Genomic DNA, 26,841 nt, shown 5'->3' with positions numbered 1-26,841 from the left:
GCCATTTTGTCAAGGCAACAGCCATATTTCTAAGGTTTATTTCCCTCTGCTAACAGCCTTTTTAACTTTACAAAGATAAAAGCGGTCATCAAAGCATCATTATAGGCATCATGTTGACCCATGTTCGGGATTTGCAACGTTTTCAATATATGCGAAAAAGACAAGTCGATATTTGGCTCAATACAAGAACGCTTATATTTTTGTCGAGTGTACTCATGAAACATGGCCGAAGTTTCGATGCGTGGATTTGGTAAATCAATCCCTAACACAGGTTTAATCACCCGATTAACCATTGACACATCGAAATCCAAATAATATCCGACGAGTGTGCGTCCCTGTATAAAAGCCAAAAAGTCTTGAATTGCACTAAACTCATCTAAATAGATAAACGAACTATTGGCAACATCCAAATTACGTATCTGATGAATTGCAATACTGTCAGCCGAGATTTTCCGTTCTTGTTTAATCACTAAGTTTAAACTTTGGCTCGTCAACACTTCGTGACCAACAACTTTAATGGCACTGAGAGTAATGATTTTGTCTTTCTTCGTATTAAGCCCTGTGGTTTCACAATCAAAACAGACAAATTCATCAGGAATTACATTAAATAAGTATTCATAACTTTCACCCTTAAGTTTTTGTTTTTGTTTGCTTAAACGGTTTTTTTGAAAAAAAGTAATTCCTCGTTCAATCAGACTCATTACAACATTCCATTCAAACCAAAATGATGTGAAAGTCGTTTTTTAAAAACATCAACCACATTAAAACTTTGTTTAAGTAAGTCTTGTTGCATATGGCTTAACTCCGCCAAACGAATTTTATTGTCGGGCAATTCAACCCCTGAATCCAATTGATGCAACATGGACTCCAATCTAAGAGTATTTAAAAAGTTAAGTGTTTCCCCTAATTCGATACCAAATTCTTGCTCGAAAACCCCAGCATCCATTAAGGCTTTAATTCGCCAATGTGTATTAGTCGCCTTAATCCCAAGTTCGAGGGCGTAACATCGAATTCCATGCACAATACTAAAAATTCCACCTTTTTTAATATCAATCACTTCAATTCCTGATTCCGAATCAGCAATCAAGCCGCCAAAAAAGCCAACAGGGGTATTAAACTTTAGAGACTGTATGGCAAAGTGGCGTAAGAAATTGGAATGTTTAATATTTAGATGGATCAATAAACGCTTTATGTCATTTAACCAGTGCGACTCACCAAAGACAAACTCTGCATCAAATAAAATCGCTGCATTCATAAAGCTTCCTTCCGTACTTTCATCAAACCATCCTTCTACCGTTTGTGAAAAACTGGCCTGACTCTGGCACCATTCAGGGTTTGAGAGCATGATGTTTCCCGGACAGGGAGGAAATCCCATTTTCATGAGATTTTCCGTAAACGCTTTTGTAAACGCATGCAATTGCGTCAATTGCTCAGCATTTAACTCATTGTCATAGATCAGCGCATTATCTTGATCGGTACGAATAACTTGCTCTGAACGGCCTTCTGAACCCATAACAAATAGACAGACTTTCTCCTGCAATGTTTCAGGTAGGATAAATTCAACCAATTTGGCAATCATTTTTCGATGAAGTTCATTGACAAGTTTGGCAATGTAATGGGTTTTAATCCCTTTACGATTCAGATTATGCACCATCGCATCAACTTGCTCACCAATACCAATCAAATCCTCAACCGTGGTTGATTTTTCGACTTTTGTTAACACCAAACCGGATTGGTTAGCAAACAGACTCATTAAATCCTTCTGATGCAAAAAACCAACAAACCCTAAATCACTACGAACCGCTAAACGGTCAATTTGAAAGCGAGTCATTTTAAGTAATGCGTTAAAAAGATAATCAAATTCATGCACAGAATAGACCGGCCGGTTACAAATAGATTGCACCCCACTAGGTGCATTAATTCTATCGGTTTCACCCAGTGCGACGAATTTCAAAATATCAGTTGAAGTAATAATTCCACTCTCTCCTTCAGAAAACTCAACTAAACAAGCATCTGAACGCGCATCAGTCATCGCCTGAGTAGCTTCTAAAATACTGGCCTTTTGAGTAACTGAAACCAGTTTCTGAATAGGCGCACTGATTACTGTATCCATCATCACTTCTGTCGAAGTGGCCGTCTGTTGGGTTTCATGAATTCGATTAAGTTTTTCAACAATGGATGCATTAAAAAAATCTGCAAAAGCTTCGTGCTCGTTAAAAGCGTGCAGAAACTTACCGGCCGGTAACTTATAGGCAATCGCCTCTTCATCCACCACGAACTTGACGTGGCTTTGAGACTTTTCAAGAATCGCGCTGTCCCCAAAGAAACCTCTCACACTGTAATGAGAAGTCACTTCTTCATCACGGTACTCCGTAACTTTTCCTTTAATCAAAATATAAAGTAGCGCCAATTCGTTTTGAAAAGTGATTTCAGTCCGTTCGGGCAAGTAGACAATATCCATGCTATCAGCGAGTTGATTTAACAAATCGTTAGGCAGTTCGGTAAACGGTGTGATTTTAGAAAGAAATTCTCGTTGCTGTATCAAAGCCATAGTTAACAATCCTAATGGAAACTATTTCAATCATACTGCAAGCGAATATTATTTAAGATGATTGAGCACAAAAAAGGGAGCTAAACGACTGTTTAGCTCCCTTTTTTAAGACTAGAAAAAACGTAAAGCTTATTTGCCGTGTGCTTTTTCCATAAACTCTTCAACGTTACCTTTGTCACTTGTCATTTTGGCAACCACAAGCGTTACGATAATCGCAACAGGTACAGAATAAAGTGCTGGGTTCACTAGAACATCTAGACCCAACATTGTTTTCGCACCGAAGAATTTTGAAAAGGTGAATAGCAATGAAAGCACTAGACCCGTTGCCATACCCCAGATAACTGCTTGACTAGTCAAACCTTTCCACCAAACAGCGAATACAAGCGCAGGTGCAAAAGTTGAAGCTGCAATACCGAAACACATACCTACAAGCATTGCGACGTTTTCTTCTTTAAGCCATACAGACATTGCAATTGCAACAACTGCTAGGAAGAAAGCACCGATTTTCGCAAAACGAAGTTCTTGCTCATCTGTGGAGTTCGGGTTAATCACACCTTTATAAAGGTCATGAGAAAGTGAAGACGTGGCAGAAATCAATAAACCAGCAGACGTTGAAAGCATTGCTGCCATCGCACCAGCTGCAATCACACCCATCAGGATTTGACCACCTAACATGTCACCTAACATTGGCATAGTCATGTTTTTCGCAACACCCACTTTACCATCCGCAATCAGCTTCAACAGCTCAGGATACAATGCATACATTGCAATCAAACCAACAAAGAAGATTGCTGCATAGAATACCGCCAGACCCCAAATCGTGATTTCTGCAGATTTACGAGCATCAGATGCATTAGAAACTGTATAGAACTTAATAAGGATATGAGGAAGACCAAGAACACCTAAAAACAAAGCAATAACGAGAGATGCTTGGTTTGCAAAGTCACGAAGTCCAACTCCCGGCGTCACAGCAGAAGCCGCTTCAGGCATCAATGCACGAACTGCATCGACAGCTTCACCAGGAGATCCAGCCGCTTGAGCCGCTGCAACAGCTGCTGCATTTTCAGCGGCAAGTTTTGCTGGAACCATTTGCTCTGATGCTTCAATCACTCCAGCAGGGTTACCACCGAATAAGTGAATCACACCGAATACCAGCAAGAATAACATCGCACCAAACAGAATCGCACCTTGGATGGCTTGGTTATAAGACGTTCCTTTCATACCGCCAATAATGACAAACAGTGCCATCAAAGATCCAGTCACCAAAACGGTTGGAAGATAGTCCCAACCCAATAACAAACCAAACAGATGTCCAGCACCTACGATCTGTGGAACCAAATACATGACACAAAGTACAAGCGTCGATGCCATTGCAACCGTACGAATTTTAGTCGAGTTTTCTGTAAAGCGGGCATTTAATACATCTGCCACAGTAAACTTACCAACGTTTTTCAATGGGCTAGAAATCGCAATCAAAACCACAATCCATGCAGCAAAGAAACCAATTGCAAGCCACCAACCATCAACACCAAGTAAGGCAACCGCTCCAGCGACCCCCAAGAAACTTGCTGCAGAAGCGTAATCACCTAACATTGCTAGACCGTTTACTTTTGGTGACAGACCTCCACCTGCAACATAGAAGTTCGCAGTACTACTGGTCGATTTGGAGTGGTAAAAACTAATCGCGATTGACAATGCAATCCCGAGACCAACGATAATTAATGCAACTAAATTTTCCATTAGTTAGTTTCCTCGGAATCCATTTTTTTCAAATACAGACGGGTAATGATCACGCCAGTGATAATTACAACCAATCCACCCCAGATTGCCAGTGGTGCACCCGCAATTTCAGTCGCCGCAAGGTCTTTGAAGCTTGCACTAACCATTAGTGCAACACCAAAGTACAGGACGGTATAAACTGCCAACAAAATAGCAGAAAATTTAACTTTATTTCCCATAAAGTCCCCTAGTTGGTTTTAGTAGTTTTTGCCTAAAACAGGCTTATGCTATAGGTTTATGAAACCCATAAATTCGGTGGGTATTATGACGCAATGCAAAAACAAAAAAAACCCGAATTCATAAATACTGCAATCCAAAAACTTTATATTAGTAAGCGCTCATATTTATAAGGTCATCTGATTAAACAAGCTGACTTTATAAAAAATACAATTTACATTTTTTTAAGGTATAAAAAAACCGGAATTCAGTACTTACCAAACTCCGGTTCATTAAGCGTTAGCCTAAAATTCTAAGGTTAAAACTTACACATTTTTCTGAAATTGATCCAAAATTGATGGATCTTCAAGCGTTGAAGTATCTTGCGTGATTTCTTCTCCCTTCGCTATCGTTCGAAGTAAGCGTCGCATAATTTTTCCTGAACGTGTTTTTGGAAGGTTCGTTCCAAAACGAATATCATCAGGTTTAGCAATTGGCCCAATTTCAGCCGCAACCCAATTACGCAATTCTTGAATCAAGGCTTCTCGCTCTTCACCTTCTGGCATGTCCACATTAAGAACCACAAACGCAGCAACTGCCTCGCCCTTAACATCATGAGGACGACCCACTACTGCCGCTTCAGCCACTTTTTCATGCGAAACCAATGCCGATTCAATTTCCATCGTTCCTAGTCGGTGACCCGAGACGTTAAGAACATCATCGACGCGCCCTAGAATCCAGAAATATCCATCATCATCTTGATAAGCCGAGTCTCCAACTACGTAATAATTTTGGCCTTCAAGAGGGAAGTAAGTGGTTTGATAACGCTCAGGCTGTCCCCAAACATTTCGAATCATTGACGGCCAAGGTTTTTTGATAACTAATAATCCACCTTCACCTCGACCAAGTTCATTACCCTCTTCATCCAAAATTGCCGCATCAATTCCAGGAAGTGGCTGCGTACAAGAACCAGGTTTTAGTGGCGTTACAGGGAAAGGTGCAATCATGTGAGCACCGGTTTCAGTTTGCCACCACGTATCAATAATTGGGCAACGGCTTTGTCCAATTACTTCGTAATACCACATCCATGCTTCAGGGTTAATAGGTTCACCAACCGTTCCAAGCAGACGTAACTTACTTAAATCATATTTCTGTGGTAAATCAGCACCAAATTTCATTAAAGCGCGAATAGCGGTAGGTGCAGTGTAAAACACAGTCACACTATGGTCTTGACAGACTTGCCAAAAACGACCTGCATCTGGATAAGTCGGAACACCTTCAAACATGACGATTGTTGCACCGACAGAAAGAGGTCCGTAAGCGACATACGAGTGACCTGTAATCCAACCCACATCTGCAGTACACCAGAATACATCATCATCATTTAAATCAAACATCCACTCATTTGTTAACTGAGCATTTAATAAATAACCACCCGACGAATGCTGAACCCCTTTTGGTTTTCCTGTTGAGCCGGAGGTGTAAAGCAAAAACAGCGGATGTTCAGAATTTACTGCAACAGGTTCATGGTAATTACTCATGCCTGCTTCAGCTTCCATCCAATCAATATCACGGCCATCTTTCATAGCAACCACATCATCTGTACGACGATAAACGATGACTTTCTCAATACTTCTGCACCCTTTCTCAAGTGCCGTATCAACCGCGCCTTTAAGAGGGATTGTCTTACCACCACGACGAGAACCGTTCGTCGTAATCACCATTTTCGCACCCGCATCTTCAACTCGATCGCGCAATGCTTCTGCAGAGAAGCCACCAAACACAATAGAGTGGATTGCGCCAATACGTGCACACGCCTGCATGGCTATAACTGCTTGTGGAATCATTGGCATATAAATAATGACACGATCACCTTTTTCGATACCTTGCGCAGTTAAGGTGTTAGCAAAACGACAAACTTGATCATGAAGCTCTTTATAAGTGTATCTTTCGATATCACCTTGATCGCCTTCAAAAATAATCGCTGTTTTATCGGCTTTATTTTCTAGATGACGATCAATACAGTTGTAAGAAACATTTAACTCACCATCCGTAAACCATTCATAATGCGGCGCTTTTGATTCGTCTAAACCAACCGTAAAGGGTTTTGACCAAGAGAGTTTTTCACGCGCTAAATCTGACCAAAAACCAACATGGTCAGAAGCTGCTTTCGCTCGCATTTGATCCAATTTTTCTTGGCTAATCGCAAATTGCGCTTTTGCGTTATCATCTAATTCAAAAACACGTGTTTCGGAAAGCACCGATTCAATGTTTGACATGGTTACTCCTAAGCGTCTGAGTATTCAATTTTCGTCCTGCAAACCGCACTATGCCGTACCGCAAAATATTTTTTTAGCACACCACTGTCGTACTAGAACTTGTAAGCACTTCAGTATGTTCAAATAAAAATATTTTTCGCTAAGCCCTAAGCGAGTTTTGCAAGCGATCTAATCTAAATCGCCGATAGAGCCTTCATTTTACCAATGAATCTCTACCGGCCGGTTAATCTATCCCTTACGGGTAAAAATTTAGTGGAAGTTTACCAGTTGACTGAAAAAATCGCACCCCGAAAACAATCAACCTCTGACTTTTTTTACGAAAGTTAATCACAATTAATAGGCAAGCAGACCAACTCCAAGCACAGCCTAAATATGAAAAGAGTTTTATCAATTAATTGAGCACAACTTCTGGACGAAAACCTTTTGCATCCAGCATTTCTAACAAATCATCTTCTGGAGAATATTTTTTCTGGCTTTTCAACTGTACTCGTCCAACACTATTTTCATATTCAACAACTAACGGCAAGCCATTTTCAGATTGATAAGCATCAAAAATATCCACAATCAAACCCACATCATCAAAGTGCAATTTTTCAGAATTCATAAATAATTTCAATGCGCGAGCACGTTCAACGCGAGCTTCTGCCAAACTCACAACTTGCTCTGCATCAACCTTTATTCCACCATTAAAGGTATCTTCTGCTACCTTGCCATAGACCATGACTACCATATCTGGCTGAATATCTTCAACGATCGCCTCAAATACTGCTGGTCGACAGGCAACATCAACACGAGCGGTTTTATCATCCAATGTTAAAAAGCCCATTTTGGAGCCCGATTTAGTAAATTTTGCTCGCATAGCCATGACTAATCCAGCCACCCAAACTTTTTCCCATTTATCTGGACGCAAATTAATTAAGGAGCGATTTATCAACTGTTTTAGCTCTTGCTCGTAAGTATCAATTGGGTGCCCTGTCATATAAAGACCCAAAGTATCTTTTTCAAACGCCAATTTTTGCTTTTGTGCAAGCTCACTCACCTCAATAAGCTTATTTTCACCTGCGTGATCAACACTCAGCATTTCTCCAAACAGATCACTTTGCCCAGCGGCTTCATTTTTAATCTGTTGCTCAGCCTGTTTCAAAGCCATTGGAATGCTTTGCAACATTGCATTACGATTATCATGCAAACAATCCAAAGCCCCAGAACGAATCAATGATTCAATCACTCGTTTATTCAGTTTTTTACCAACACGTAACGCAAAATCAAATAAATCCGTGAAGGCTCCATTTGCACTCCTTTCAGCAATGACTCCTTCTAAAGCAGATTCACCGACACCTTTAATTGCACCCAAACCATAATTAACCGCATTGTCACCGGCCGGTTTAAAATGAATTTGTCCCAAATTAATATTAGGAGGGTTAACCGTCAAGCCCATCGCATAACACTCATTGATCATATGAACGACTTTTTCTGTGTTATCCATGTCAGAAGAAATCTGCGCGGACATAAATTCAGCTGGATAATGCGTTTTCAGCCAAGCGGCCTGATAAGAAACCAATGCATAAGCTGCCGAGTGAGATTTGTTAAAACCATAACCGGCAAATTTTTCAACCAAGTCGAATATTTTCATGGCCAAATCACCGTCGACCCCAATTCCTACAGCACCATCTTTAAAGACTGAGCGCTGTTTGGCCATTTCTTCAGGTTTCTTTTTACCCATTGCTCGTCGGAGCAAATCAGCGCCACCGAGTGTATAACCGGCTAAAACCTGTGCAATCTGCATAACTTGCTCTTGGTAAAGAATGACTCCATACGTGGGCTCTAGAATCGGTTGCAGACTGTCATGCTGAAATTGCGGATCTGGATACGAAACTTTTTCGCGACCATGTTTTCGATTGATAAAGTTATCAACCATTCCGGATTCAAGCGGACCAGGACGAAATAATGCAACCAAAGCGATAATGTCTTCAAAACAGTCCGGACGCAGTTTAACAATCAAGTTTTGCATACCAGACGACTCTAGCTGGAAAATCCCGGTAGTTTTACCCGTTTTAATTAACTCAAACGTTTGCCCATCATCTAACGGAATTCGCGCAATATCCAAAAAACCCTCATCATTAGGCGTTTTATTGCCATTAATAGACTGCAACGCCCAATCAATGATGGTTAGAGTTCGAAGACCTAAGAAGTCAAATTTCACTAATCCAGCAGTTTCAACATCATTTTTATCCAATTGTGTCACTACAGAAGAACCATCTGCTTCTGACTGAACAGGACAAAAATGATCTAGAGGTTTGGGACCGATAACTACACCCCCTGCGTGTTTACCGGTATTTCGAACAGTCCCCTCAAGCTTTAATGCCAGTTCAAGCAACTGGTCCGCATCTTCATCCGACTCTCGACGCGCTTTCATTTCCTCTTCTTCAACTGCATCTTTGAGTTTAATTCCCAACTCGTTTGGAATCAGTTTGGCAATGCTATCCACGGCACCATAACCCATTCCCAAAACACGCCCAACGTCACGCACAACGGCCTTGGCAGCCATGGTTCCGAAGGTCACAATTTGCGACACATGGTCTCGCCCATAATGTCGTGAAACATAATCAATCACTTCATCACGTCGATCCATACAAAAATCAACATCAAAGTCAGGCATGGAAACACGTTCTGGGTTTAGAAAACGTTCAAATAGCAGGTCATATTTAATCGGATCCAAATCGGTAATTTTTAGCGCGTACGCTACCAATGAACCAGCACCTGACCCACGCCCTGGACCAACCGGAATTTGGTGATTTTTTGCCCACTGAATAAAATCGGCAACAATTAAGAAGTAACCTGGAAACCCCATTTGCAAAATAATATCGAGCTCAAACTTAATACGATCGTAATATTCCGCTCTTTTTTTCGCTTGAACATCAGGTGTCTCTTGGCCAAACAAAAACTCTAAACGCTCATCCAGACCTTGATGACTCTCTTGGACAAAAAATTCATCCATCGTCATGCCTTCAGTAATTGGGAAGTCGGGTAAGAAATAAGTGCCAAGGGTTAAATCCAACGAACAGCGTTTGGCGATTTCAAACGAGTTTTGCAGAGCTTCGGGGATATCAGAAAATAACGCCAACATTTCATCGGTTGAACGCAGATACTGCTGTTCCGAATAACGCTTAGGGCGGTTTTGGTCAATTAAAATATAGCCATCATGAATACAAGTACGAACTTCATGCGCCTCAAAATCTTCGGGCGTCATGAATCGCACATCATTGGTTGCTACAACCGGTAAAGAATACTGCTCAGACAATAACAGAGCTAACTGAAGATAAGTTTCCTCATTCTCCCGGCCGGTACGAATCAGTTCCAGATAATAGCGGTTAGGAAAATGTTTTTGCCACCATTGGACACGCTGAGCGACTAAGGCTTGGTTTTGTGCAAGAAGTGCAACACCGACATCACCTTCTCGCCCAGCAGAGAGAGCAATTAACCCGTCACTGTACTCCGCTAACCAAGCACGCTTAATCAGCGGCACTTGCTGTGATTGATGAATCTGCTGGTTCTTCAGAAAGCCCATCGACAATAAATGAGATAAGTTCAAATAGCCCTGTGAATTTTGGCAAAGCAAAACTACTCGAAAAACTTCTGATGTCTGTTCATCTTCCAACCAGATTTCAGAACCCACTATTGGTTTTATACCGGCCCCTATTGCGCTGCTATAAAATTTAACAAGAGCGTAAAGGTTCGACTGATCTGTCAGAGCAACCGCTGGTTGTTCAAATGCGGAGGCTTTCGAAATTAAATCCTTAACTCTAAGTGTTCCATCGACAACTGAATATTCAGAGTGGACATGAAGGTGTACAAAATTATTACGGGTAAGATCAGTCATAAATCGCAGACAGCCGACAAACGGCTAAGTTTGGTTTAAATTTTTAAACATTGATAAAATTTGCCACCCATTTTAACGGTTACAGCAATCCCCAGTGACTTAAATTTTCTATAAAATGGCCGTTAACTTTTTTAATGTTAATACCTTGTTAATAGAATCAAGTAGTTAAAAATCATCTTATCCTCTACATACTGAAAAACAGGGTACGAAAGTAAATAATTCTAATCCAAAGCTAAGGAATATCGCTCATGAGCCATTTCAAGCCTGCAACTCAAGCACCTTTTTGGCTTGATAGAGAACCTGTTTATTTCCCTCCAACAAGTCTTGCAATGAATGAGCCAGATGGCCTGCTGGCAATTGGGGGGGATTTAACACCAGAATGGTTATTGCATGCTTACAGTGTTGGACTGTTTCCATGGTTTAATCCTGGAGAACCAATTCTTTGGTGGACCCCGAACCCACGAAGTGTTTTACCCGTTGATGCCATCAAAATACGCCGCAGTCTTTGGAAAAGAATTAAACAAAAAATGCAAGATCCAGAATTTAAAATCACTTTAGATCAATCATTTACAGAGGTTATGAGAAATTGTTCTGAAGTTCCAAGAGGCGGCCAGTCTGGAACATGGATAACGAATGATATGCTGATATCCTACCAAAAACTTCACCAACTAGGACATGCACATTCTGTTGAGATTTGGCAACAAGGCGAACTAGTTGGCGGGCTTTATGGTGTAGCCATTGGCAAAATGTTTTTTGGCGAATCAATGTTCGCCAAACATGCAGATGCCTCTAAAATTGCTCTTGTCGCCCTGAGTATGCAACTCCAAGCTTGGGGTTTTTCAATGATTGACACTCAAGTGGAAACAGATCACTTGAATAGTATGGGTGCAGTGCAAATTCCACGAGCGGAATTTGAACGGGATTTGTCAGGTTTAATTAACCAATCTTTCGAGAATAAAACTTGGCATTTTACGGATGACTGGTTTTCCCTTGCTCAACAGCATTACTCGCAAAGTCGTTTTATTTAGTCGACTATTTAATCCTTATAGACAACTTAATAAAGGCAACGCTGTTATCCATAAGGCTTATGTGTAAATAATTAAATACATAAAAAAATTTCTGTTATAATTCGCGCCAAATTTTTTTCTAAATAAGGGTAATAACAGACTTATGGGCAAGCAAGACGTAATTGAATTCGATGGTGTTGTACTAGAAACACTTCCAAACACCATGTTTAAAGTAGAACTAGAGAATGGTCATCAAGTATTGGCGCACATCTCTGGACGTATGCGCAAAAACTACATCCGAATTCTTGCTGGTGATTCAGTAAAAGTTGAACTAACGCCTTACGATTTAACAAAAGGTCGTATTACTTATCGCGGCAAATAAGCGCTAAGTAAGTTTAAAACTAATAAATCTCTACCCTTAAAAAAAACCTCTTTGGATCGCTTCCTTGGAGGTTTTTTTGTTTATTCCCTTTGTTTATTCCCTTTGTTTATTCCCTAAACAATTCAGTTCTCGGTAGCAACAATCAATTTATGCACCCGCCTCTTCTTTAAATTTCAAACGATCTTCTTCACAGTCAACCGTAACCTTTCCACCATTTTTCAAATCCCCGAATAGCAACATCTCAGAAATAGGTTGTTTCAATTTTTCTTTGACTAATCGTGCCATTGGTCTTGCCCCCATTAATGGATCATACCCATGTTTTGCTAACCAACTTCTTGCTGACTGCGTAAGTTTTATTGAAACTTTTTTCTCAAGCAACAAACTTTCTAACTGATAGATAAACTTATTGACTACAGATTCCATCGAATCTTGTGATAATCGATTAAACTGAATCACGCCATCCAAGCGGTTTCGAAACTCTGGGGTGAAAACTTTTTTCAGCTCGCCATCGAAATCTTGACTGTGATCTTGCATAGTGAAGCCAATGCTTGCACGAGCCATTTGCTCCGCCCCTACATTAGAAGTCATAATCAACGTCACATTACGAAAGTCTGCTTTACGCCCGTTATTATCGGTTAGAGTTCCATGATCCATCACTTGTAACAGAATATTAAATACGTCTGGATGCGCTTTTTCGATTTCATCCAACAAGACAATTGCGTGCGGCTGCCTATTCACTGCTTCAGTCAACAACCCACCTTGATCAAAGCCAACATAACCCGGTGGTGCCCCAATCAGACGAGAAACCGTATGACGCTCCATGTATTCCGACATATCAAAACGAATCATTTCAACACCCAAGTGATTTGCTAACTGCTGTGTCAATTCAGTTTTTCCGACACCAGTAGGCCCTGCAAACAGAAAAGAAGCCGTTGGCTTATTTGGGTCAGCCAATCCAGAACGAGCAAGTTTAATCGCTGAAACCACTTGCTCAACCGCATTGTCTTGCCCAAAAATCACACGTTTTAAACTCGGTTCTAAGTCATGTAGTTTATCGCGCTCTTTTTGGGTAATTTGGGTTACTGGAATTCTGGCAATTGAAGCAACAATTTGTTGAATCTCGTGCACACCAATCTGTTTTTTTCGCTTAGAAGGCACAGCCAAGGCTTGCTTCGCACCCGCTTCATCAATCACATCAATCGCTTTATCCGGCAAATGACGCTCAGTAATATATCGTGCAGATAAAGCAACAGCTTCTTTAATCGCTGGAAGCGTATATTTCACATTATGATGAGATTCATATTGTGTTTTTAACCCTTTTAAAATCTGCACACATTCGGCCTGTGTCGGCTCATTAATATCCACCTTTTGAAAACGTCGAGCTAATGCACGATCTTTTTCAAAAATTCCACGAAACTCCTCATATGTGGTCGCACCAATACAACGCAGTTTTCCAGATGACAAAGCAGGTTTCATTAAATTTGAGGCATCCATTGCACCTCCCTGAACCGCTCCAGCTCCAATGACCGTATGAATCTCATCAATAAATAAAATCGAGTCTTCATGCTCTTGCAAAGCTTTAAGCAGCGCTTTAAATCGCTTTTCAAAATCACCGCGATAACGTGTCCCCGCCAACAAAGCACCCATATCTAGAGTATAAACACGTGCCTCTTTCAAGCTCTCAGGCACTTCGCCTTTAACAATTTTGTAGGCTAAACCTTCTGCAACGGCCGTTTTTCCAACTCCGGGCTCACCCACTAGCAAGGGATTATTTTTCCGGCGACGACTGAGCACTTCTTGCGTCCGCTCTAACTCCCATGCTCGGCCAATAATCGGGTCAATACGATCTGCTTCAACTTCTGCATTGAGATCAGTTGTATAAGAGCTTAAGGGATCAGCTTCACCTTTCTCACCGGCCGGTGATGTTTCAGATTCGCTGTTTTCCGATTGAATCGGCAAATGATCTTCAGATTCTGACGCCACGCCATGTGATAGAAACTGCTGAACTTTCAAGCGATCTACGCCATGCACTTCAAGCAAATAGACTGCGTGCGATTCCTCTTCTCCAAATAACGAAACAAAGACATGTACCGCTGAAACTTCAGGGTAGCCGTGACCTTGCACGAAATAGATTGCACGCTCAATGACTCGTTGAAAACTCATGGTCGGTTGCAGCTCGGCTACATTTGGTGCGGCTTCTTCAGATTCAAGGTAATCTATCAACCCTGTTTCAATGGCATCTACATCGGCACCACAAGCAGCAACAACCTCTTGAACCGATTCTTCGTTTAGCAATTCAAGTAATAAGTGCTCAAGTGTCACAAATTCATGCTCGTATTTATGAGCAATGCCAAACGCATTACTCAAGTTCATTTGTAGCCCTTTGCTTAGCATTAAAGCATCTCCAATTGACACATTAGTGGGTGGCCGTTTTCTCGAGAATAACGATTCACCTGGTTAACTTTCATTTCAGCGACTTCTCGACTGTATACACCACACACGCCTTTGCCATTGCGATGAACTTGCATCATGACACTATTGGCTTTTTCTAAATCCATTCCAAAAAACTCCTGCAAGACTTCCACTACAAAATCCATCGGCGTGAAATCATCATTCATCAACACCACTTGATAACGGCGAGGTGGTTTCAACTTAGGCTTAGCTGTTTCCAGCAAGAGATTTCCATCATCATAATCGTGGGAATGCGGCATTTGTGTTTATCCAATATGTAACTGGTTAAGATTTAGTCATTAATCTGACTTATTTGTATGGATTAAGCGTTAAATTTCAAGCCCTGTGCAACAGGATTTAAATATTTAAACCGATTATTGCGAGTTTTTTACTTCAAAGCCTCTCGTTTGCTTTGATGTGGAAGAGGACTGTGTTTTTTGTTGAGGTTTGGTTTTCTCAGTTTCACGCGGCAAAATTTTCACAAATAAATCTCCCGGCCGGTGAAATTCGTCTTCTGGCAACCCCATTTTGGGGACTTTAAAGTATTCCTGTTTGGCAAAGTTTTCAGGTAAAACCAAATCGACGCGCCCTCCGGGGGTATCAAGCATAATAGTCCGACCAGGATGCAGCAGAGAAGGTGCAACAAAGTATTTTGCATAAAGATCACCGTCTTTAAGCTCAAATCGTTCTTCATCCAATCGAATCTGAAACCTCACCAAAAAGTCACCATCCCGCCCTCCAAACAGTCCACGATATCCTTTACCAGCAATACGGAACGTTTTTCCCTCAAATGCCTGACGGGTAAACTTCATGCTGACCTTTAGCCCCGGCACATAAAAACGTCCAATTCGTAACTGACGAATTGCATACCGTAGGGTAAGCGGATACTCGATGATTCGGTCTTTTCCATGAATCGGTCTATGAACGCCTTCATAACGCGACTGGAATTCCCATTGAAACTCCTGTTGCTTACTGTGTTCCGAATGCTGGTTTTTATCAGATTTAGCTCTAGAGTCAGATTGAAAACCATAGTCTTGCTGCTTATCATGTTTGCGTTGATCCTGCCATTTTGGATCCTTTGCACGGGTATGGTTTTTAGCCTCTCTCGCTGAACGATTCGGACTTGTAGATGCTGCTTGAGCACTTCGAGCCTGTTGATAACGTGACTGTGTCCTTTTTTCTTCTAACTTACGACTATATTGGCGACAGTAATCTTCCCGATATTTACGAAGAATCTCATACGCCTCGGAAATTTCTTGGAATTTTTCCTTTGCATCGCGAATTTTGGAAACGTCTGGATGATAACGTCGCGCCATTTTTCGATATGCTTTTTTGACCTGGTCGGTACTGGCACCATAATGCACTCCAAGAACCGCAAAATAGTCTATTGATAAGTCAAATGGCAAATTAATCATCCAAAGAAAAAGTTAGGCATTAAAGTAAAAACTTAATTCTAAAGTTTTTATCTTCGGCTTTCACGAAACTTTTCATGCAATAGTCAAAAATCGATTCATTTCGGGCATAATATGCGTTTTGAAATTTAGGAGATTCTTAAGATGTCAGTTGAACAAGCACTCATTGAACGCAGTGGCCATAAATGTGAACTATGTGGAAGTACCGAAAATGTTCAGGTATTGAGTGTTGACCCTTCTGATGGGACAGCAGAACAAAGCGTATTTGCTTGCGAAACCTGTCGTAATCAAATCACCGAAGTGTCTCCAATGGATGCTAATCATTGGCGCTGCTTGAATGATTCAATGTGGTCGCCTGTAACAGCCGTTCAAGTTGTGGCTTACCGTATGCTTGACCGTCTTCGCGCTGAAGGCTGGCCTCAAGACCTTTTGGATATGATGTACCTTGAAGACGATGTGCTAGAGTGGGCGAAAGCCGGTATTGCTCAAGAAGAAGAAATCTCCAACACGGTCGATTCGAACGGCACCCCTCTTAAAGAAGGTGACGATGTAACCTTAATCAAAGACCTTGTTGTTAAAGGTGCGAACTTTACTGCGAAGCGTGGGACCACTGTTAAAGGTATTCGAATGAGTGATAACCCTTTGCATGTTGAAGGTAAAGTAAACGGCACGCAAATTGTATTGGTCGCAGCTTACTTGAAAAAACTCTAAAACCAATTCAATTCACAGAAATTTAATAATAACGACTTAATGATTACCCACGGAGATTAGTATGGGAAGAGCTTACCAAAACCGTAAAGAATCGATGGCGAAAACCTCGGATCAAAAAGCTAAGGTTTACAGTAAATTTTCGAAAGAAATCTATATGTGTGCAAAAAGCGGTGGTGCAGAAACCTCTGGAAACCTTGCTTTGGCCGGTTTGATTGAACGCGCAAAAAAAGAGCAAGTGCCAGCACACGTAATTGAAAAAGCCCTTGATAAAGCCACCGGTGGAGGCGGCGAAGATTTTTCTGTTGCTCGCTACGAAGGCTATGGCCCAGGAAGCTCAATGGTAATTATCGATTGTTTAACTGACAACCCTAATCGTACATTTGGTGATTTACGTGGCGTTTTTAACAAAGCCAATGCAAAAATTGGAACACCTGGATCTGTCGCTCACATGTTCGATCACGCAGCAATCTTTGTTTTTTCAGCGGAAGATGACGAAGAAATTCTTGAAGCTTTGTTGATGGCTGATGTGGATGTCACTGACGTAGAAGTTGAGGATGCTAAAGCGACTGTATTTGTGCCAAATACAGAATATAACAAAGCAAAAACGGCGTTGATGGAAGCATTTGAGGGAATTGAATTTGATGTAGATGAGATTCAATTTGTACCTAACCTCACCAAAAAACTTGAAGGCGAAGATTTAGAAAACTTTGAAAAGTTCATTGCAGCGCTTGAAAACGTAGATGATGTACAAAACGTTTACTTTGATATCGAATTATAGATATCACCGGCAGTTGAGCGAAGCAAAACTACCATAAACACCGTTAAGAAAGGCAAGATATAATGTATTGCCTTTGTCATAAATCTTCATTTATTGAACATCACTCTGTTATATAGTTGATTTAAAAGATCACCGCTGGATTGGCAAATGATTTACTTACATAAATGGAGATTTAAGGTATTGGCCTTAATTGTCTTGTCGCTTTCTTTTCCAATATTTGCACAAGATGACTTCCAACTGGCAGTCGTCAATGAACGTCCTGACCGTTCTGATCATGCTTTAAAACAGTACTTACCCTTAAATAACTATTTAAAACAAAAACTATCTGAGCTAAATATTCAGGTCGCTCCTCTTGTTGTAGTCGAAAGTATTGAAGAGCTTGCTATCCTCATTGAGAATGGAAAAGTCGATGCAATTTTTGAAGGTGTCATTCCAAGTTTAATACTTAAAAAACGTACTCAAAAGCTACACCCAGAATTGCTTATCTGGCGCAAAGGTCAACGGCAATATCACTCTGTCTTTTTTACACACAGAAAAAATAAACTCAACTCACTTGAAAACCTTTCTGGTCACTTAATGGCCTTTGAAGCACCACGCTCAACTTCAGCTTACTTTATTCCAAAAATCACTTTAGAATCCTTAGGCTATCAATTGATGGAATTCGGACAAGCTACGAATACAAGCAAAACAATCCCCTATGTTTTTTCTGGCTCTGAATCAAATCAAGCATACTGGGTCCACAATAGAAAGGCACAAGTTGGCGCGTTTAATAATGGCGATTGGGAGCGTATTCCAACGGTTATAAAAAAAGATCTAAAAATTATTGGGCAAACCAGACCGATTTTAAGATGGCTGTTTTCTTTCACGTCATCCACTTCAAACCGAATAAAGAATAGTGTCAATCAGATTTTGGTTGATGCTCACCTTTCAGAAGAAGGTCAAAAAGCTTTAAAAGCGGCTGCCAATATCAAAAAAATCGAACACCTCAGTAGCGAAGACCAAGAAAACCTTAAATATTGGGATAATTTACTTCACCATTAGCCATGCCAAAGTTTTTTAATAAATTAAGTACTCAATTCGTTTTTTCATTTGCGTTGACGGCAAGCACTTTAGTGATTTTCGTTTTAGGATTAGTTGCATTTCTTATATTGGACAGAACCCAAAAGCTACAAAACGAGCTAACAGCTTCTTTTTCGGAAACTTACTTAAATGATTCCGAAGCGATACTGAAAAGTAATCTTCGTTATATCAACCTGAGACTTTTTAACCCTATTTATGAATTTGATATATCACTACTCAATGACGAACTTTATCAATTAAAAGGCTGGCTAAAACCTAAATCAATTCTAATTACCGACCTTACTGGCACAATTATTACAGATGGGACTGAAGCTAATAGAAACTATGGAAAAAGCATTGTTATTCCCGAGCCTTTAAAAGACAAGCAAAGTTACCTAACTCACAATGATCAAGGTCAAAGAGTTATCTTTGCAAAAATTGGGATTGAACATAAACCGGTTGGCTATATCCGAATTGTATTCTCCCAAGAAAAAGACCAAATATTAGTCGCAAGGCTACAAGATGATGTTAATTCTAGCATTACTAAGTTTCATCAAGCACTCATAATTGTTGGAGCAATTGGCCTTTTTGTTATTCTCATTGTCAGTGTTTTGCTCGGAGTAAAAGCAAGAAAGTCCTTTTCAAAACCCATTGCTGAAATGACTAAAGCTGCAAAGGAATTTGCTGCTGGAAATTTGAACTATCAAATTCCGGCAAAAGTACAGGCTAGAAATGAAGTAGACCAACTGTCAGCTTCTCTTAAGCAGATGGCAAATGATATATCCATTGCCAAAAATCAAATTCAACAGCAGGCACATTTTGATCATTTAACCGGCCTACCCAATCGCTTTCTATCTATGGATCGACTAAAACAATCGATCGATGAAGCCAAACGCAAGGATGAGATCATTGCCGTCATGTTTTTTGACCTAGACGACTTTAAAAAAGTTAACGATACACTAGGTCACGATGTTGGTGACAAACTGCTGATAGAAGTCGCCAATCGACTCATCCAAGTTACCCGACTAGGTGATACTGTTGGTCGTCTTGGAGGCGATGAATTCATTATCCTTTTAGCAGATTTACCATCAATGATTGAAGCGCAATTAATCGCAGAAAAATTACTTGAACAGTTTCGCAGTCCTTTACCAATTGAAAACCGAGAACTACTACTGACAACCAGTATTGGCGTTGCCCTCTACCCCAATGATGGGGAGGACCCACAAACTATTCTTCAAAATGCAGATACAGCTATGTATCGAGCTAAAGAACTTGGTAGAAACACCTATTCCTTTTTTACTAAGGAACTCAACGAAAAAGTAACTCGTCGATTAAACATAGAAGAACAATTACACAATGCCCTAAAAAAACATGAGTTAGAAATTTACTACCAACCGATTGTCTCCTTAAAAAACGACAAGATTACTGGAGCAGAAGCTTTACTTCGTTGGAACAGTTCAGAATTTGGCCAAGTCTCCCCTGAAGAATTCATTCCGATTGCAGAACAATTAGGAGTGATTAATGAAATTGGCCACTTTGTTCTCTCTCACTCCTTTTCACAAGCAAAATATTGGCAAGAGAACTATTTAAGTGAATTTACCCTATCAGTCAACCTATCCCCACTTCAATTTCGTTCAATGGAGCTTGTCAACAACATTCAAGGACTGCTACAGAAACATCAATTGAAAAATTCGACTATAAATTTAGAAATAACCGAAGGAACACTAATTACTGGGTATTCACACGTTGAAGAAGCGCTTCAAGAGCTTTGTGATATGAAGTTAAATATATATATGGATGACTTTGGAACAGGATATTCCTCTTTAAGCTATCTGCGAAATTATCCCTTTACAGCTTTAAAAATCGATAAAAGTTTTATTAGTGATATAACCGATGACCCATCAGATCTTGGGCTGGTTAGGGCAACAATTGCCATGGCACATAGTTTTCAAATGAAAGTTGTCGCCGAAGGAATTGAAACTCAGCAACAACTTGAGATGCTTAAAGCAATGAAGTGTGATTACGGGCAGGGATACTATTTCAGTTGCCCAGTTCCCAGGAAAGAGTTTGAGAAATTAATAAGAGATCAAACAACTTAAATCTAAATAATCAAAGAGCCTCATTCTCTTTCTTCAACAATATTTCTTGGGTTTAACACTAAGAAATACACCGTTGCGGCCGCCATTGCCCAGAAAATCAGATAACCGATACCTGCGGCATAAGCCATGCCAAAAAGCTGTAAGAAAACACCAAACACTAACAGCGCAGCACCACCAAACATACCAGCAATAAACCATTGACCATAATAGCTTGTTGGTAAGTCTTTCATTGGCCAAATCATGAACCAAGCCATTAAACCAATAATGGTTTGTAGGAACGTAAAATTGTCACCTGCAATACCAATGGTCAGCATGATTAAAAGACTCGCTGCCAAAAATTGCGGTTTTTTAATAAACTTATCTTTCATTCGATTCTCCTTTCGAACCCGCGATAGAACTTAACCTTTGGGTCTATTTATGCCCTAAAGAAAGTCTACCGGCCGGTAATAAATCATTAAATAGAATCAATAATAGCGTTGAACGTTGTGCTCGGACGCATTGCGAATGATGCTTTCTTGGCATCCGGTTTGTAATAACCCTCTAATTCGACAGATTGTCCTTGAACACCATTAAGTTCAGAAAGAATAGCTGACTCACTTTCAAGCATTTTTTCAGCGATCGGAGCAAAGAGTGCTTTCAGTTCTGAATCATCATTTTGTGCAGCAAGCTCTTGTGCCCAATACATCGCTAAATAGAAATGTGATCCACGGTTATCCAGCTCTCCAACCTTACGGGATGGCGATTTGTTTTCATTCAAAAAGCTTCCAGTGGCTTTATCCAAAGTATCCGCTAAAACTTGTGCTTTTGGGTTATTGAAGTTTTGAGACAAATGTTCAAGCGATACCGCTAGAGCCAAAAACTCACCCAATGAATCCCAACGTAAGTGGTTTTCTGACACTAATTGTTGAACGTGTTTTGGTGCAGAGCCACCTGCGCCAGTTTCAAACAATCCACCACCATTCATCAATGGCACGATTGAAAGCATTTTTGCAGAAGTTCCAAGCTCTAAAATCGGGAATAAATCCGTTAGGTAATCACGTAAAACGTTCCCCGTCACCGAAATCACATTCTTACCATCTTTTACATGGCGCAATGTAAAACGAGTCGCTTCGGCAGGTGTCATGATGTGAATTTCTAAACCGGATACATCATGATGAGCAAGGTATTCATTTACCTTGTTAATGATTTCATGATCATGTGCACGCTCTGCATCCAACCAGAAAACGGCTGGCCAACCCGTTGCACGAGCACGAGATACCGCTAATTTTACCCAGTCTTGTATTGGCGCATCTTTGGTTTGACACATGCGGAAAACATCACCAGCCTCAACATTCTGCTCCAACAGCACTTCACCCTTAGCGTCAACAGCACGGATAACCCCAGAACTTTCTGCTTGGAAAGTCTTATCATGTGAACCGTATTCTTCGGCTTTCTGCGCCATTAAACCAACATTTGGAACCGTCCCCATTGTCGTTGGATCAAAAGCACCATAGTGCTTACAGAAACGAACGGTTTCTTCATAAACTGATGCATAACAGCGATCAGGAATCACGGCAATCGTGTCCTGAGTTTTACCGGCTTTATCCCACATTTTTCCAGAATTACGAATCATAGCAGGCATTGAAGCGTCAATAATCACATCTGACGGAACATGCAAGTTGGTAATACCTTTATCGGAATCGACCATGGCAAGCTCTGGGCCACTTTCCATTACCGCAGTCAAATCAGCTTCGATTTCAGTCCGCTTCGCATCATCCAAATTTGCAATCTTGGCAAATACATCACCCAAACCGTTATTAACATTGACCCCAATTTCTTCAAACGTTTTTGCGTGCTTTGTAAACACGTCCTCAAAAAATACAGTAACCGCTTGACCGAAAATAATCGGGTCAGAAACCTTCATCATAGTCGCTTTCATGTGAAGTGAAAACAGAACACCCTTTTCTTTCGCTTCTGCAATCGCTTCTTTTAAAAATGCACGCAATGCCGACTGTGACATGACTGATGCATCCAAGACTTCACCTTTTTTCAGAGGTGCGGCGGCTTTCAATTCTTTGACAGTTCCATCTTCAGCAACAAATTCAATTTTGAAACTAGACTCTTCACTCAATGTGGTCGATTTTTCTGAACCGTAAAAATCGCCGGACTCCATATGTGCAACTCGTGTTTGAGAATCTTCGCTCCAAGCGCCCATGGAATGAGGATTTTGTTTAGCGTAGTTTTTCACAGACGCTGGCGCACGACGGTCAGAATTCCCTTCACGCAAAACTGGGTTAACAGCAGAACCTAAAACTTTTGCATAAGTCGCTTTAATGTTTTCTTCTTCAGTATTAGCAGGATTCGCTGGATAATCAGGAACATCATAACCTTTCGATTGCAACTCTTTAATTGCTGCGGTTAACTGAGGAATCGAAGCCGAAATGTTTGGCAACTTGATAATGTTCGCTTCCGGCGTTTTTGCCATTTCACCCAATTCCGTTAAAGCATCACCTATGCGCTGTTCGGGGTTGAGTCTATCTGGAAAATTCGCAAGAATACGCCCAGCTAATGAAATATCACGTGTTTCCACTTCAACGCCTGCCGCCTTAGTAAAGGCCTGCACAATTGGCAAAAAAGAGTAAGTTGCCAGCATTGGCGCTTCATCAGTCAGTGTGTAGAGAATTTTGCTCATATTCGATCCTTAATTCAGAGGTGACCTTAATCCTTCCGAACCAAGCCACCATTTAACAATTCAAACTGCGTAATATTCTACCTTAGCTGCTTTTGAGTTGGCGAGAAATGGGCTTATCAAGCTGAAAAACTTTTCTAGGATTTGATGGAATGTTTCTGGAAAAACTCGTTAGAGTTCATCTGCGGTAGAAAGGGTTTGGAAAGGGGTTAAATCCAGTATGATGCTGTGCAAGGGTATACTTGAAGAGTCGATGGAGAATTTGACTTTATCCTTCATTATGCCGCTGTCTTCCATTGCCATACACCCTTGAAAAATATGCCATTCGTATTCAAAGTATAGATAAAAACGATCCAAGTTTTTACCGGCCGGTATCGATTCAACCCGAATGATTTTCATTCCTTCTTTGTAATGAGCAAGCTGTGAAATAAAACTTAAATCACGAACTAATTGGCGGTCAATTCGGTCGATTTGAGATTCAAAAAAGTTTTTTAACTGCTGACATTGATCATCGAGTGGTAGATTGGAAAATTCGTCTGAATGAAATGTTAATTGCATAGAAATCATTGGCTCCAACCAACTTTGGACACGAACCTTTAGAACGAGTCTTGGGCAAGCGCAAAGGCAACGCAATAATGCTGTTCATCACTGACGCTGATTTGCCAGTTTTGAATCCCCAATTCATCGGCTCGTTTTTTTGACCGGCCGGTTAAACGAAGGACTGGTGCGCCTAATTCGGTATGAGAAACTTCCATATCAGTGAAGCTAACGCCCTTTGCAATCCCTGTTCCCAAGGCTTTTGAAATGGCTTCTTTAATCGCCCAACGTTTCGCTAAAAATTTTTCAGGAAATTTTTTAGTCGCAAAGTCTTTTAGTTCAAATTCAGTCAATAACCGTTCTGGAAACGATTGGGGATGATTCGCCAGCATTTTTTCAATGCGAGCGATTTCTACAATATCAGTCCCAATCCCTATAATCATTTTATACCGGCCGGTTACGTTTTGAAAGCTCTGAATTAATCGACTAAATAAGCATTTTGACGAGCTTCTACCATTAAGCGTTTCATCTCTTTTACGGCCTCAGGTAAGCCCGAATAGATTGCTTGCGCAATAATTGCATGGCCAATATTCAACTCTTCAATCTCTTTAATGGCAGCAATCGGTTGTACATTATGATAATGCAACCCGTGCCCTGCATTCACAATCAAACCATTCTCGACCGCAAAAGATGTGGCCTGCCTGATTCGCTCTAATTCCGCTGCAACGTCTTCAGTTTTTTCAAGTTCTGCATAAGTGCCAGTATGTAGTTCAATGACTGGGGCACCGACTTCTTTCGCAGCCAAAATTTGCGATTCATCAGGATCAATAAATAACGAGACACGGCAACCTGCATCCGCTAAACGAGCACACACTTTTGTTAGCCAAGGTTTTTGACCTGCAACATCCAAGCCGCCTTCCGTGGTTAATTCTTCACGTTTTTCAGGCACTAAGCAAATATCTTCGGGTTTGACAGCACAGGCAATTTGAACCATTTCCTCTGTCGCTGCCATTTCCAAATTCACTTTCGTTTGTCGAACTTGTGCAATTCGCAAAACATCTTCATCTTGAATATGGCGACGATCCTCACGCAAATGCAGTGTTATAGAATCCGCTCCGGCCATTTCCGCATCCAATGCCGCTTTAATTGGATCAGGATAACGCGTACCTCGTGCTTGACGAAGTGTGGCAACATGATCAATATTCAAACCGAGATAAATGGGATTCATAGAGGTACCTTATAGTTAGACGTTTGCTTAAACCGCCGCTAAAAATGCAAGCTGACTAAAGTTGGAAATTCTAAAGCTTTTTCACAAATAAATGTTAAAGAATCCTGCGCTAAGAGAAAAGCTTACGAGTATTTAAAGGCTTATTTCCTAACAGACTGGAAATCTGATACCGCATGAGCCTTTTCAAAGCCGGCAAAGAGGCCTGTACAAACTCTTGATTCTGCAAACTTAATAGGTCTCTGCCACAAATCCCTTGCGGATGGTGTTTCCAGCCCCAATCTGGAATAAACTCATAACGAAATTCTTGCGATAAATTTTCGATATTTTCTAATGAAAAACCTTCTAACCACTCACTGAGTATTTGATACTCAAACAACCTCAAACCCCATTCAATTTGTGCTTGTTGATCCGCCTTATCCAACGTTTGAGTTTTTACTAACGAATACAATAACTGTTCATAAACATGAAAAATCGTTTGCGCTTCAATCTGAGGAAACATCAAACGATATAACAATTCATTGGCATAAAGCCCGCAAATATTTGCGGTCGCTTGGAGCGGAAAACTCAGCTGAGCAAATTCTAAAGACTGAAGTGAGACAAGTTCGGAACGTTCATTGGGTTTCCAACGAAGCTCCAGTTTTTGAAACGGTTGGATAAGAGCAGATTTGTTCTTGGCTTTTGGGCCTTTAACCCCACGAACAATCGCATTAAATTTACCTTTTTGCGGAGCAATAAATGTCACCAGAGCCGAGGTTTCACGATAAGGCCGACTATGGAGTACATAGGCACAATGTTGTTCAAAGTTTGGCATGCGAATCTTAGTTCATCAAGGTAGCTGAGAAAGTTTACCGGCCGGTAAGTAATCCAAAAATTTTATATATTATCGTTATAGCCCAAGCTTGCCAAAGCACGCGCATCATCCGACCAGTTTTCTTTCACCTTAACCCACAACTCTAGATGCACGCGTGCATCAAGCATGGCGATTAAATCTTTACGCGCTTTCATACCAATGTCTTTAATAACGGAACCTTTGTGACCAATCACAATTTTCTTTTGGCCCGCGCGTTCAACCAAAATCAATCCATGAATGACCCAACGCCCCTCTTCGTCATCAAATTCAAACTGCTCGATTTCAACTGTCGCACCATAAGGGACTTCATCTCCAAGGCTACGCATAAGTTTTTCACGAATCATTTCAGCTGCTAAAAAACGCATCGAGCGATCTGTAATAGAATCTTCTGGAAAAATCGCAGGTTGCTTGGGAATAAACTTTAAAACTTCGGTTTCCAATGCAGGTAGATTGATTTTTTTATACGCTGAAATAGGTAACAAGGCATCAAACGTAACCTCTTGTTGAATTTGTTCAACATAAGGGTAAAGTTCGGTTTTATCATTGAGTTTATCAATCTTATTGACTACTAAAATAATTGGCATCTGCAAATGCTTAAGCTTGCGTGCAACCACCTTATCTTCTTCCGTCCAACGCCCAGCTTCAACTACAAACATCACTACATCTACATCAGCAAAAGCACTGGTTGCGGTACGATTCATATAATCGTTAATCGATTTCTTTCCTCCCAAATGCATCCCAGGAGTATCGACAAAAACAATCTGAAAGGCATCGGTCGTGTGAATACCATGAATTCTATGGCGTGTGGTTTGAGGCTTGTGCGAAGTAATGCTAAGTTTTTGACCCAAAAGCTCATTCATGATTGTCGATTTACCAACATTTGGCCGACCAATTACCGCAGCAAAGCCACATTGAAACGATTCATCCGACTCGGGTGACTCAGGTGTATCAACTTGATTAGACATAATGAACTCGCTATTTTTTAAAGTTGGGCGGTGAAGTGATGCTAAAGGT

At 40.7% G+C, this 26,841-nt stretch carries 22 protein-coding genes; 6 read left to right on the top strand and 16 right to left on the bottom strand.

Translation table 11 applies throughout. The annotated features are described in order from the left end of the window. Nucleotides 1-29: 29 nt before the first annotated feature. The 6 genes from D9T12_RS05670 to dnaE all read right to left on the bottom strand — a co-directional run bounded on the left by D9T12_RS05670 (nucleotide 30) and on the right by dnaE (nucleotide 10,645). A complete protein-coding gene (locus D9T12_RS05670; protein WP_130537270.1) occupies nucleotides 30-701 on the bottom strand; it encodes a 3'-5' exonuclease in 672 nt (223 codons plus the stop codon). Further along, a complete protein-coding gene (locus tag D9T12_RS05665; protein ID WP_130537269.1) occupies nucleotides 701-2,551 on the bottom strand; it encodes a DUF294 nucleotidyltransferase-like domain-containing protein in 1,851 nt (616 codons plus the stop codon). The genes D9T12_RS05670 and D9T12_RS05665 overlap by 1 nt, the downstream gene beginning before the upstream one ends. A 129-nt stretch (nucleotides 2,552-2,680) precedes the next feature. Further along, entirely contained in the window at nucleotides 2,681-4,291 is a 1,611-nt protein-coding gene (locus tag D9T12_RS05660) for a sodium/solute symporter (protein ID WP_130537268.1), read from the bottom strand. Continuing rightward, entirely contained in the window at nucleotides 4,291-4,509 is a 219-nt protein-coding gene (locus D9T12_RS05655; protein ID WP_130537267.1) for a DUF485 domain-containing protein, read from the bottom strand. Before D9T12_RS05655 ends, D9T12_RS05660 begins: the two co-directional genes overlap by 1 nt. A 303-nt stretch (nucleotides 4,510-4,812) precedes the next feature. Then, complete coding sequence (acs, locus tag D9T12_RS05650) at nucleotides 4,813-6,765, bottom strand: acetate--CoA ligase (RefSeq protein ID WP_130537266.1); 1,953 nt, start codon at nucleotides 6,763-6,765, stop codon at nucleotides 4,813-4,815. Between the two features lie 391 nt (nucleotides 6,766-7,156). After that, nucleotides 7,157-10,645 carry a DNA polymerase III subunit alpha gene (gene dnaE, locus D9T12_RS05645; protein ID WP_130537265.1) on the bottom strand — a complete coding sequence of 1,163 codons (3,489 nt, stop codon included), beginning with the start codon at nucleotides 10,643-10,645 and terminating at the stop codon, nucleotides 7,157-7,159. 248 nt (nucleotides 10,646-10,893) lie between these two features. On the opposite strand from dnaE, the gene aat reads away from it, so the two are divergent. Both aat and infA read left to right on the top strand, forming a co-directional pair. Further along, nucleotides 10,894-11,673, top strand: a complete 780-nt coding sequence (gene aat / locus D9T12_RS05640) for a leucyl/phenylalanyl-tRNA--protein transferase (protein ID WP_130537264.1) — start codon at nucleotides 10,894-10,896, stop codon at nucleotides 11,671-11,673. A 142-nt stretch (nucleotides 11,674-11,815) separates the two neighbouring features. After that, nucleotides 11,816-12,034, top strand: coding sequence for a translation initiation factor IF-1 (infA, locus tag D9T12_RS05635; protein ID WP_130537263.1), 219 nt, complete (start codon nucleotides 11,816-11,818; stop codon nucleotides 12,032-12,034). Nucleotides 12,035-12,181: 147 nt separating this feature from the next. On the opposite strand, the gene clpA is transcribed toward infA, so the two are convergent. The 3 genes from clpA to D9T12_RS12535 all read right to left on the bottom strand — a co-directional run bounded on the left by clpA (nucleotide 12,182) and on the right by D9T12_RS12535 (nucleotide 15,891). Continuing rightward, nucleotides 12,182-14,428, bottom strand: a complete 2,247-nt coding sequence (clpA, locus tag D9T12_RS05630; RefSeq protein WP_130537262.1) for an ATP-dependent Clp protease ATP-binding subunit ClpA — start codon at nucleotides 14,426-14,428, stop codon at nucleotides 12,182-12,184. Continuing rightward, nucleotides 14,428-14,745 (bottom strand): ATP-dependent Clp protease adapter ClpS, encoded by a 318-nt coding sequence (clpS, locus tag D9T12_RS05625; protein ID WP_130537261.1) that lies wholly within the window; start codon nucleotides 14,743-14,745, stop codon nucleotides 14,428-14,430. The genes clpA and clpS overlap by 1 nt, the downstream gene beginning before the upstream one ends. Before the next feature lie 114 nt (nucleotides 14,746-14,859). Beyond that, entirely contained in the window at nucleotides 14,860-15,891 is a 1,032-nt protein-coding gene (locus D9T12_RS12535; protein ID WP_420824242.1) for a DnaJ domain-containing protein, read from the bottom strand. 150 nt (nucleotides 15,892-16,041) lie between these two features. Between D9T12_RS12535 and D9T12_RS05615 the strand changes: the two genes are divergently transcribed. From D9T12_RS05615 to D9T12_RS05600, 4 genes are all read left to right on the top strand, one after another. Beyond that, nucleotides 16,042-16,608 (top strand): PhnA domain-containing protein, encoded by a 567-nt coding sequence (locus D9T12_RS05615; RefSeq protein ID WP_130537259.1) that lies wholly within the window; start codon nucleotides 16,042-16,044, stop codon nucleotides 16,606-16,608. 61 nt (nucleotides 16,609-16,669) lie between these two features. Then, on the top strand, nucleotides 16,670-17,386 hold the full coding sequence (locus D9T12_RS05610) for a YebC/PmpR family DNA-binding transcriptional regulator (RefSeq protein WP_130537258.1): 717 nt from the start codon (nucleotides 16,670-16,672) through the stop codon (nucleotides 17,384-17,386). 147 nt (nucleotides 17,387-17,533) lie between these two features. Next, the gene (locus tag D9T12_RS05605) at nucleotides 17,534-18,427 is read left to right on the top strand and encodes a phosphate/phosphite/phosphonate ABC transporter substrate-binding protein (protein WP_130537257.1); all 894 of its coding nucleotides are present in this window, start codon (nucleotides 17,534-17,536) and stop codon (nucleotides 18,425-18,427) included. Between the two features lie 2 nt (nucleotides 18,428-18,429). Further along, the gene (locus tag D9T12_RS05600) at nucleotides 18,430-20,544 is read left to right on the top strand and encodes a bifunctional diguanylate cyclase/phosphodiesterase (RefSeq protein ID WP_130537256.1); all 2,115 of its coding nucleotides are present in this window, start codon (nucleotides 18,430-18,432) and stop codon (nucleotides 20,542-20,544) included. A 20-nt stretch (nucleotides 20,545-20,564) separates the two neighbouring features. On the opposite strand, the gene D9T12_RS05595 is transcribed toward D9T12_RS05600, so the two are convergent. The 7 genes from D9T12_RS05595 to era all read right to left on the bottom strand — a co-directional run bounded on the left by D9T12_RS05595 (nucleotide 20,565) and on the right by era (nucleotide 26,792). Further along, nucleotides 20,565-20,912, bottom strand: a complete 348-nt coding sequence (locus D9T12_RS05595; protein WP_130537255.1) for a hypothetical protein — start codon at nucleotides 20,910-20,912, stop codon at nucleotides 20,565-20,567. An 86-nt stretch (nucleotides 20,913-20,998) separates the two neighbouring features. Beyond that, entirely contained in the window at nucleotides 20,999-23,215 is a 2,217-nt protein-coding gene (locus D9T12_RS05590; RefSeq protein WP_130537254.1) for an NADP-dependent isocitrate dehydrogenase, read from the bottom strand. A 168-nt stretch (nucleotides 23,216-23,383) separates the two neighbouring features. Continuing rightward, complete coding sequence (locus tag D9T12_RS05585) at nucleotides 23,384-23,770, bottom strand: hypothetical protein (protein ID WP_130537253.1); 387 nt, start codon at nucleotides 23,768-23,770, stop codon at nucleotides 23,384-23,386. A gap of 38 nt (nucleotides 23,771-23,808) precedes the next feature. Continuing rightward, nucleotides 23,809-24,192, bottom strand: a complete 384-nt coding sequence (acpS, locus tag D9T12_RS05580; RefSeq protein ID WP_130537252.1) for a holo-ACP synthase — start codon at nucleotides 24,190-24,192, stop codon at nucleotides 23,809-23,811. Between the two features lie 35 nt (nucleotides 24,193-24,227). Beyond that, a complete protein-coding gene (gene pdxJ / locus D9T12_RS05575; protein ID WP_130537251.1) occupies nucleotides 24,228-24,977 on the bottom strand; it encodes a pyridoxine 5'-phosphate synthase in 750 nt (249 codons plus the stop codon). 109 nt (nucleotides 24,978-25,086) lie between these two features. Continuing rightward, a complete protein-coding gene (gene recO, locus D9T12_RS05570; RefSeq protein ID WP_130537250.1) occupies nucleotides 25,087-25,788 on the bottom strand; it encodes a DNA repair protein RecO in 702 nt (233 codons plus the stop codon). Between the two features lie 62 nt (nucleotides 25,789-25,850). Further along, nucleotides 25,851-26,792: a GTPase Era gene (gene era, locus D9T12_RS05565; protein WP_130537249.1), complete on the bottom strand. Its 942-nt coding sequence runs from the start codon at nucleotides 26,790-26,792 to the stop codon at nucleotides 25,851-25,853. Nucleotides 26,793-26,841 lie beyond the last annotated feature (49 nt).

This window comes from Thiomicrorhabdus indica, from assembly GCF_004293625.1.
Classification (GTDB): Bacteria; Pseudomonadota; Gammaproteobacteria; order Thiomicrospirales; family Thiomicrospiraceae; genus Thiomicrorhabdus; species Thiomicrorhabdus indica.
Note: the sequence above shows the minus strand (reverse complement) of the source record. Positions and strands in the feature narration are given on the sequence as shown.

Coding starts and splice junctions, on each gene's coding strand:
- D9T12_RS05670 (WP_130537270.1), bottom strand. CDS start 701: ATGAGTCTGATTGAACGAGGAATTACTTTTTTTCAAAAAAACCGTTTA.
- D9T12_RS05665 (WP_130537269.1), bottom strand. CDS start 2,551: ATGGCTTTGATACAGCAACGAGAATTTCTTTCTAAAATCACACCGTTT.
- D9T12_RS05660 (WP_130537268.1), bottom strand. CDS start 4,291: ATGGAAAATTTAGTTGCATTAATTATCGTTGGTCTCGGGATTGCATTG.
- D9T12_RS05655 (WP_130537267.1), bottom strand. CDS start 4,509: ATGGGAAATAAAGTTAAATTTTCTGCTATTTTGTTGGCAGTTTATACC.
- acs (WP_130537266.1), bottom strand. CDS start 6,765: ATGTCAAACATTGAATCGGTGCTTTCCGAAACACGTGTTTTTGAATTA.
- dnaE (WP_130537265.1), bottom strand. CDS start 10,645: ATGACTGATCTTACCCGTAATAATTTTGTACACCTTCATGTCCACTCT.
- aat (WP_130537264.1), top strand. CDS start 10,894: ATGAGCCATTTCAAGCCTGCAACTCAAGCACCTTTTTGGCTTGATAGA.
- infA (WP_130537263.1), top strand. CDS start 11,816: ATGGGCAAGCAAGACGTAATTGAATTCGATGGTGTTGTACTAGAAACA.
- clpA (WP_130537262.1), bottom strand. CDS start 14,428: ATGCTAAGCAAAGGGCTACAAATGAACTTGAGTAATGCGTTTGGCATT.
- clpS (WP_130537261.1), bottom strand. CDS start 14,745: ATGCCGCATTCCCACGATTATGATGATGGAAATCTCTTGCTGGAAACA.
- D9T12_RS05615 (WP_130537259.1), top strand. CDS start 16,042: ATGTCAGTTGAACAAGCACTCATTGAACGCAGTGGCCATAAATGTGAA.
- D9T12_RS05610 (WP_130537258.1), top strand. CDS start 16,670: ATGGGAAGAGCTTACCAAAACCGTAAAGAATCGATGGCGAAAACCTCG.
- D9T12_RS05605 (WP_130537257.1), top strand. CDS start 17,534: ATGATTTACTTACATAAATGGAGATTTAAGGTATTGGCCTTAATTGTC.
- D9T12_RS05600 (WP_130537256.1), top strand. CDS start 18,430: ATGCCAAAGTTTTTTAATAAATTAAGTACTCAATTCGTTTTTTCATTT.
- D9T12_RS05595 (WP_130537255.1), bottom strand. CDS start 20,912: ATGAAAGATAAGTTTATTAAAAAACCGCAATTTTTGGCAGCGAGTCTT.
- D9T12_RS05590 (WP_130537254.1), bottom strand. CDS start 23,215: ATGAGCAAAATTCTCTACACACTGACTGATGAAGCGCCAATGCTGGCA.
- D9T12_RS05585 (WP_130537253.1), bottom strand. CDS start 23,770: ATGCAATTAACATTTCATTCAGACGAATTTTCCAATCTACCACTCGAT.
- acpS (WP_130537252.1), bottom strand. CDS start 24,192: ATGATTATAGGGATTGGGACTGATATTGTAGAAATCGCTCGCATTGAA.
- pdxJ (WP_130537251.1), bottom strand. CDS start 24,977: ATGAATCCCATTTATCTCGGTTTGAATATTGATCATGTTGCCACACTT.
- recO (WP_130537250.1), bottom strand. CDS start 25,788: ATGCCAAACTTTGAACAACATTGTGCCTATGTACTCCATAGTCGGCCT.
- era (WP_130537249.1), bottom strand. CDS start 26,792: ATGTCTAATCAAGTTGATACACCTGAGTCACCCGAGTCGGATGAATCG.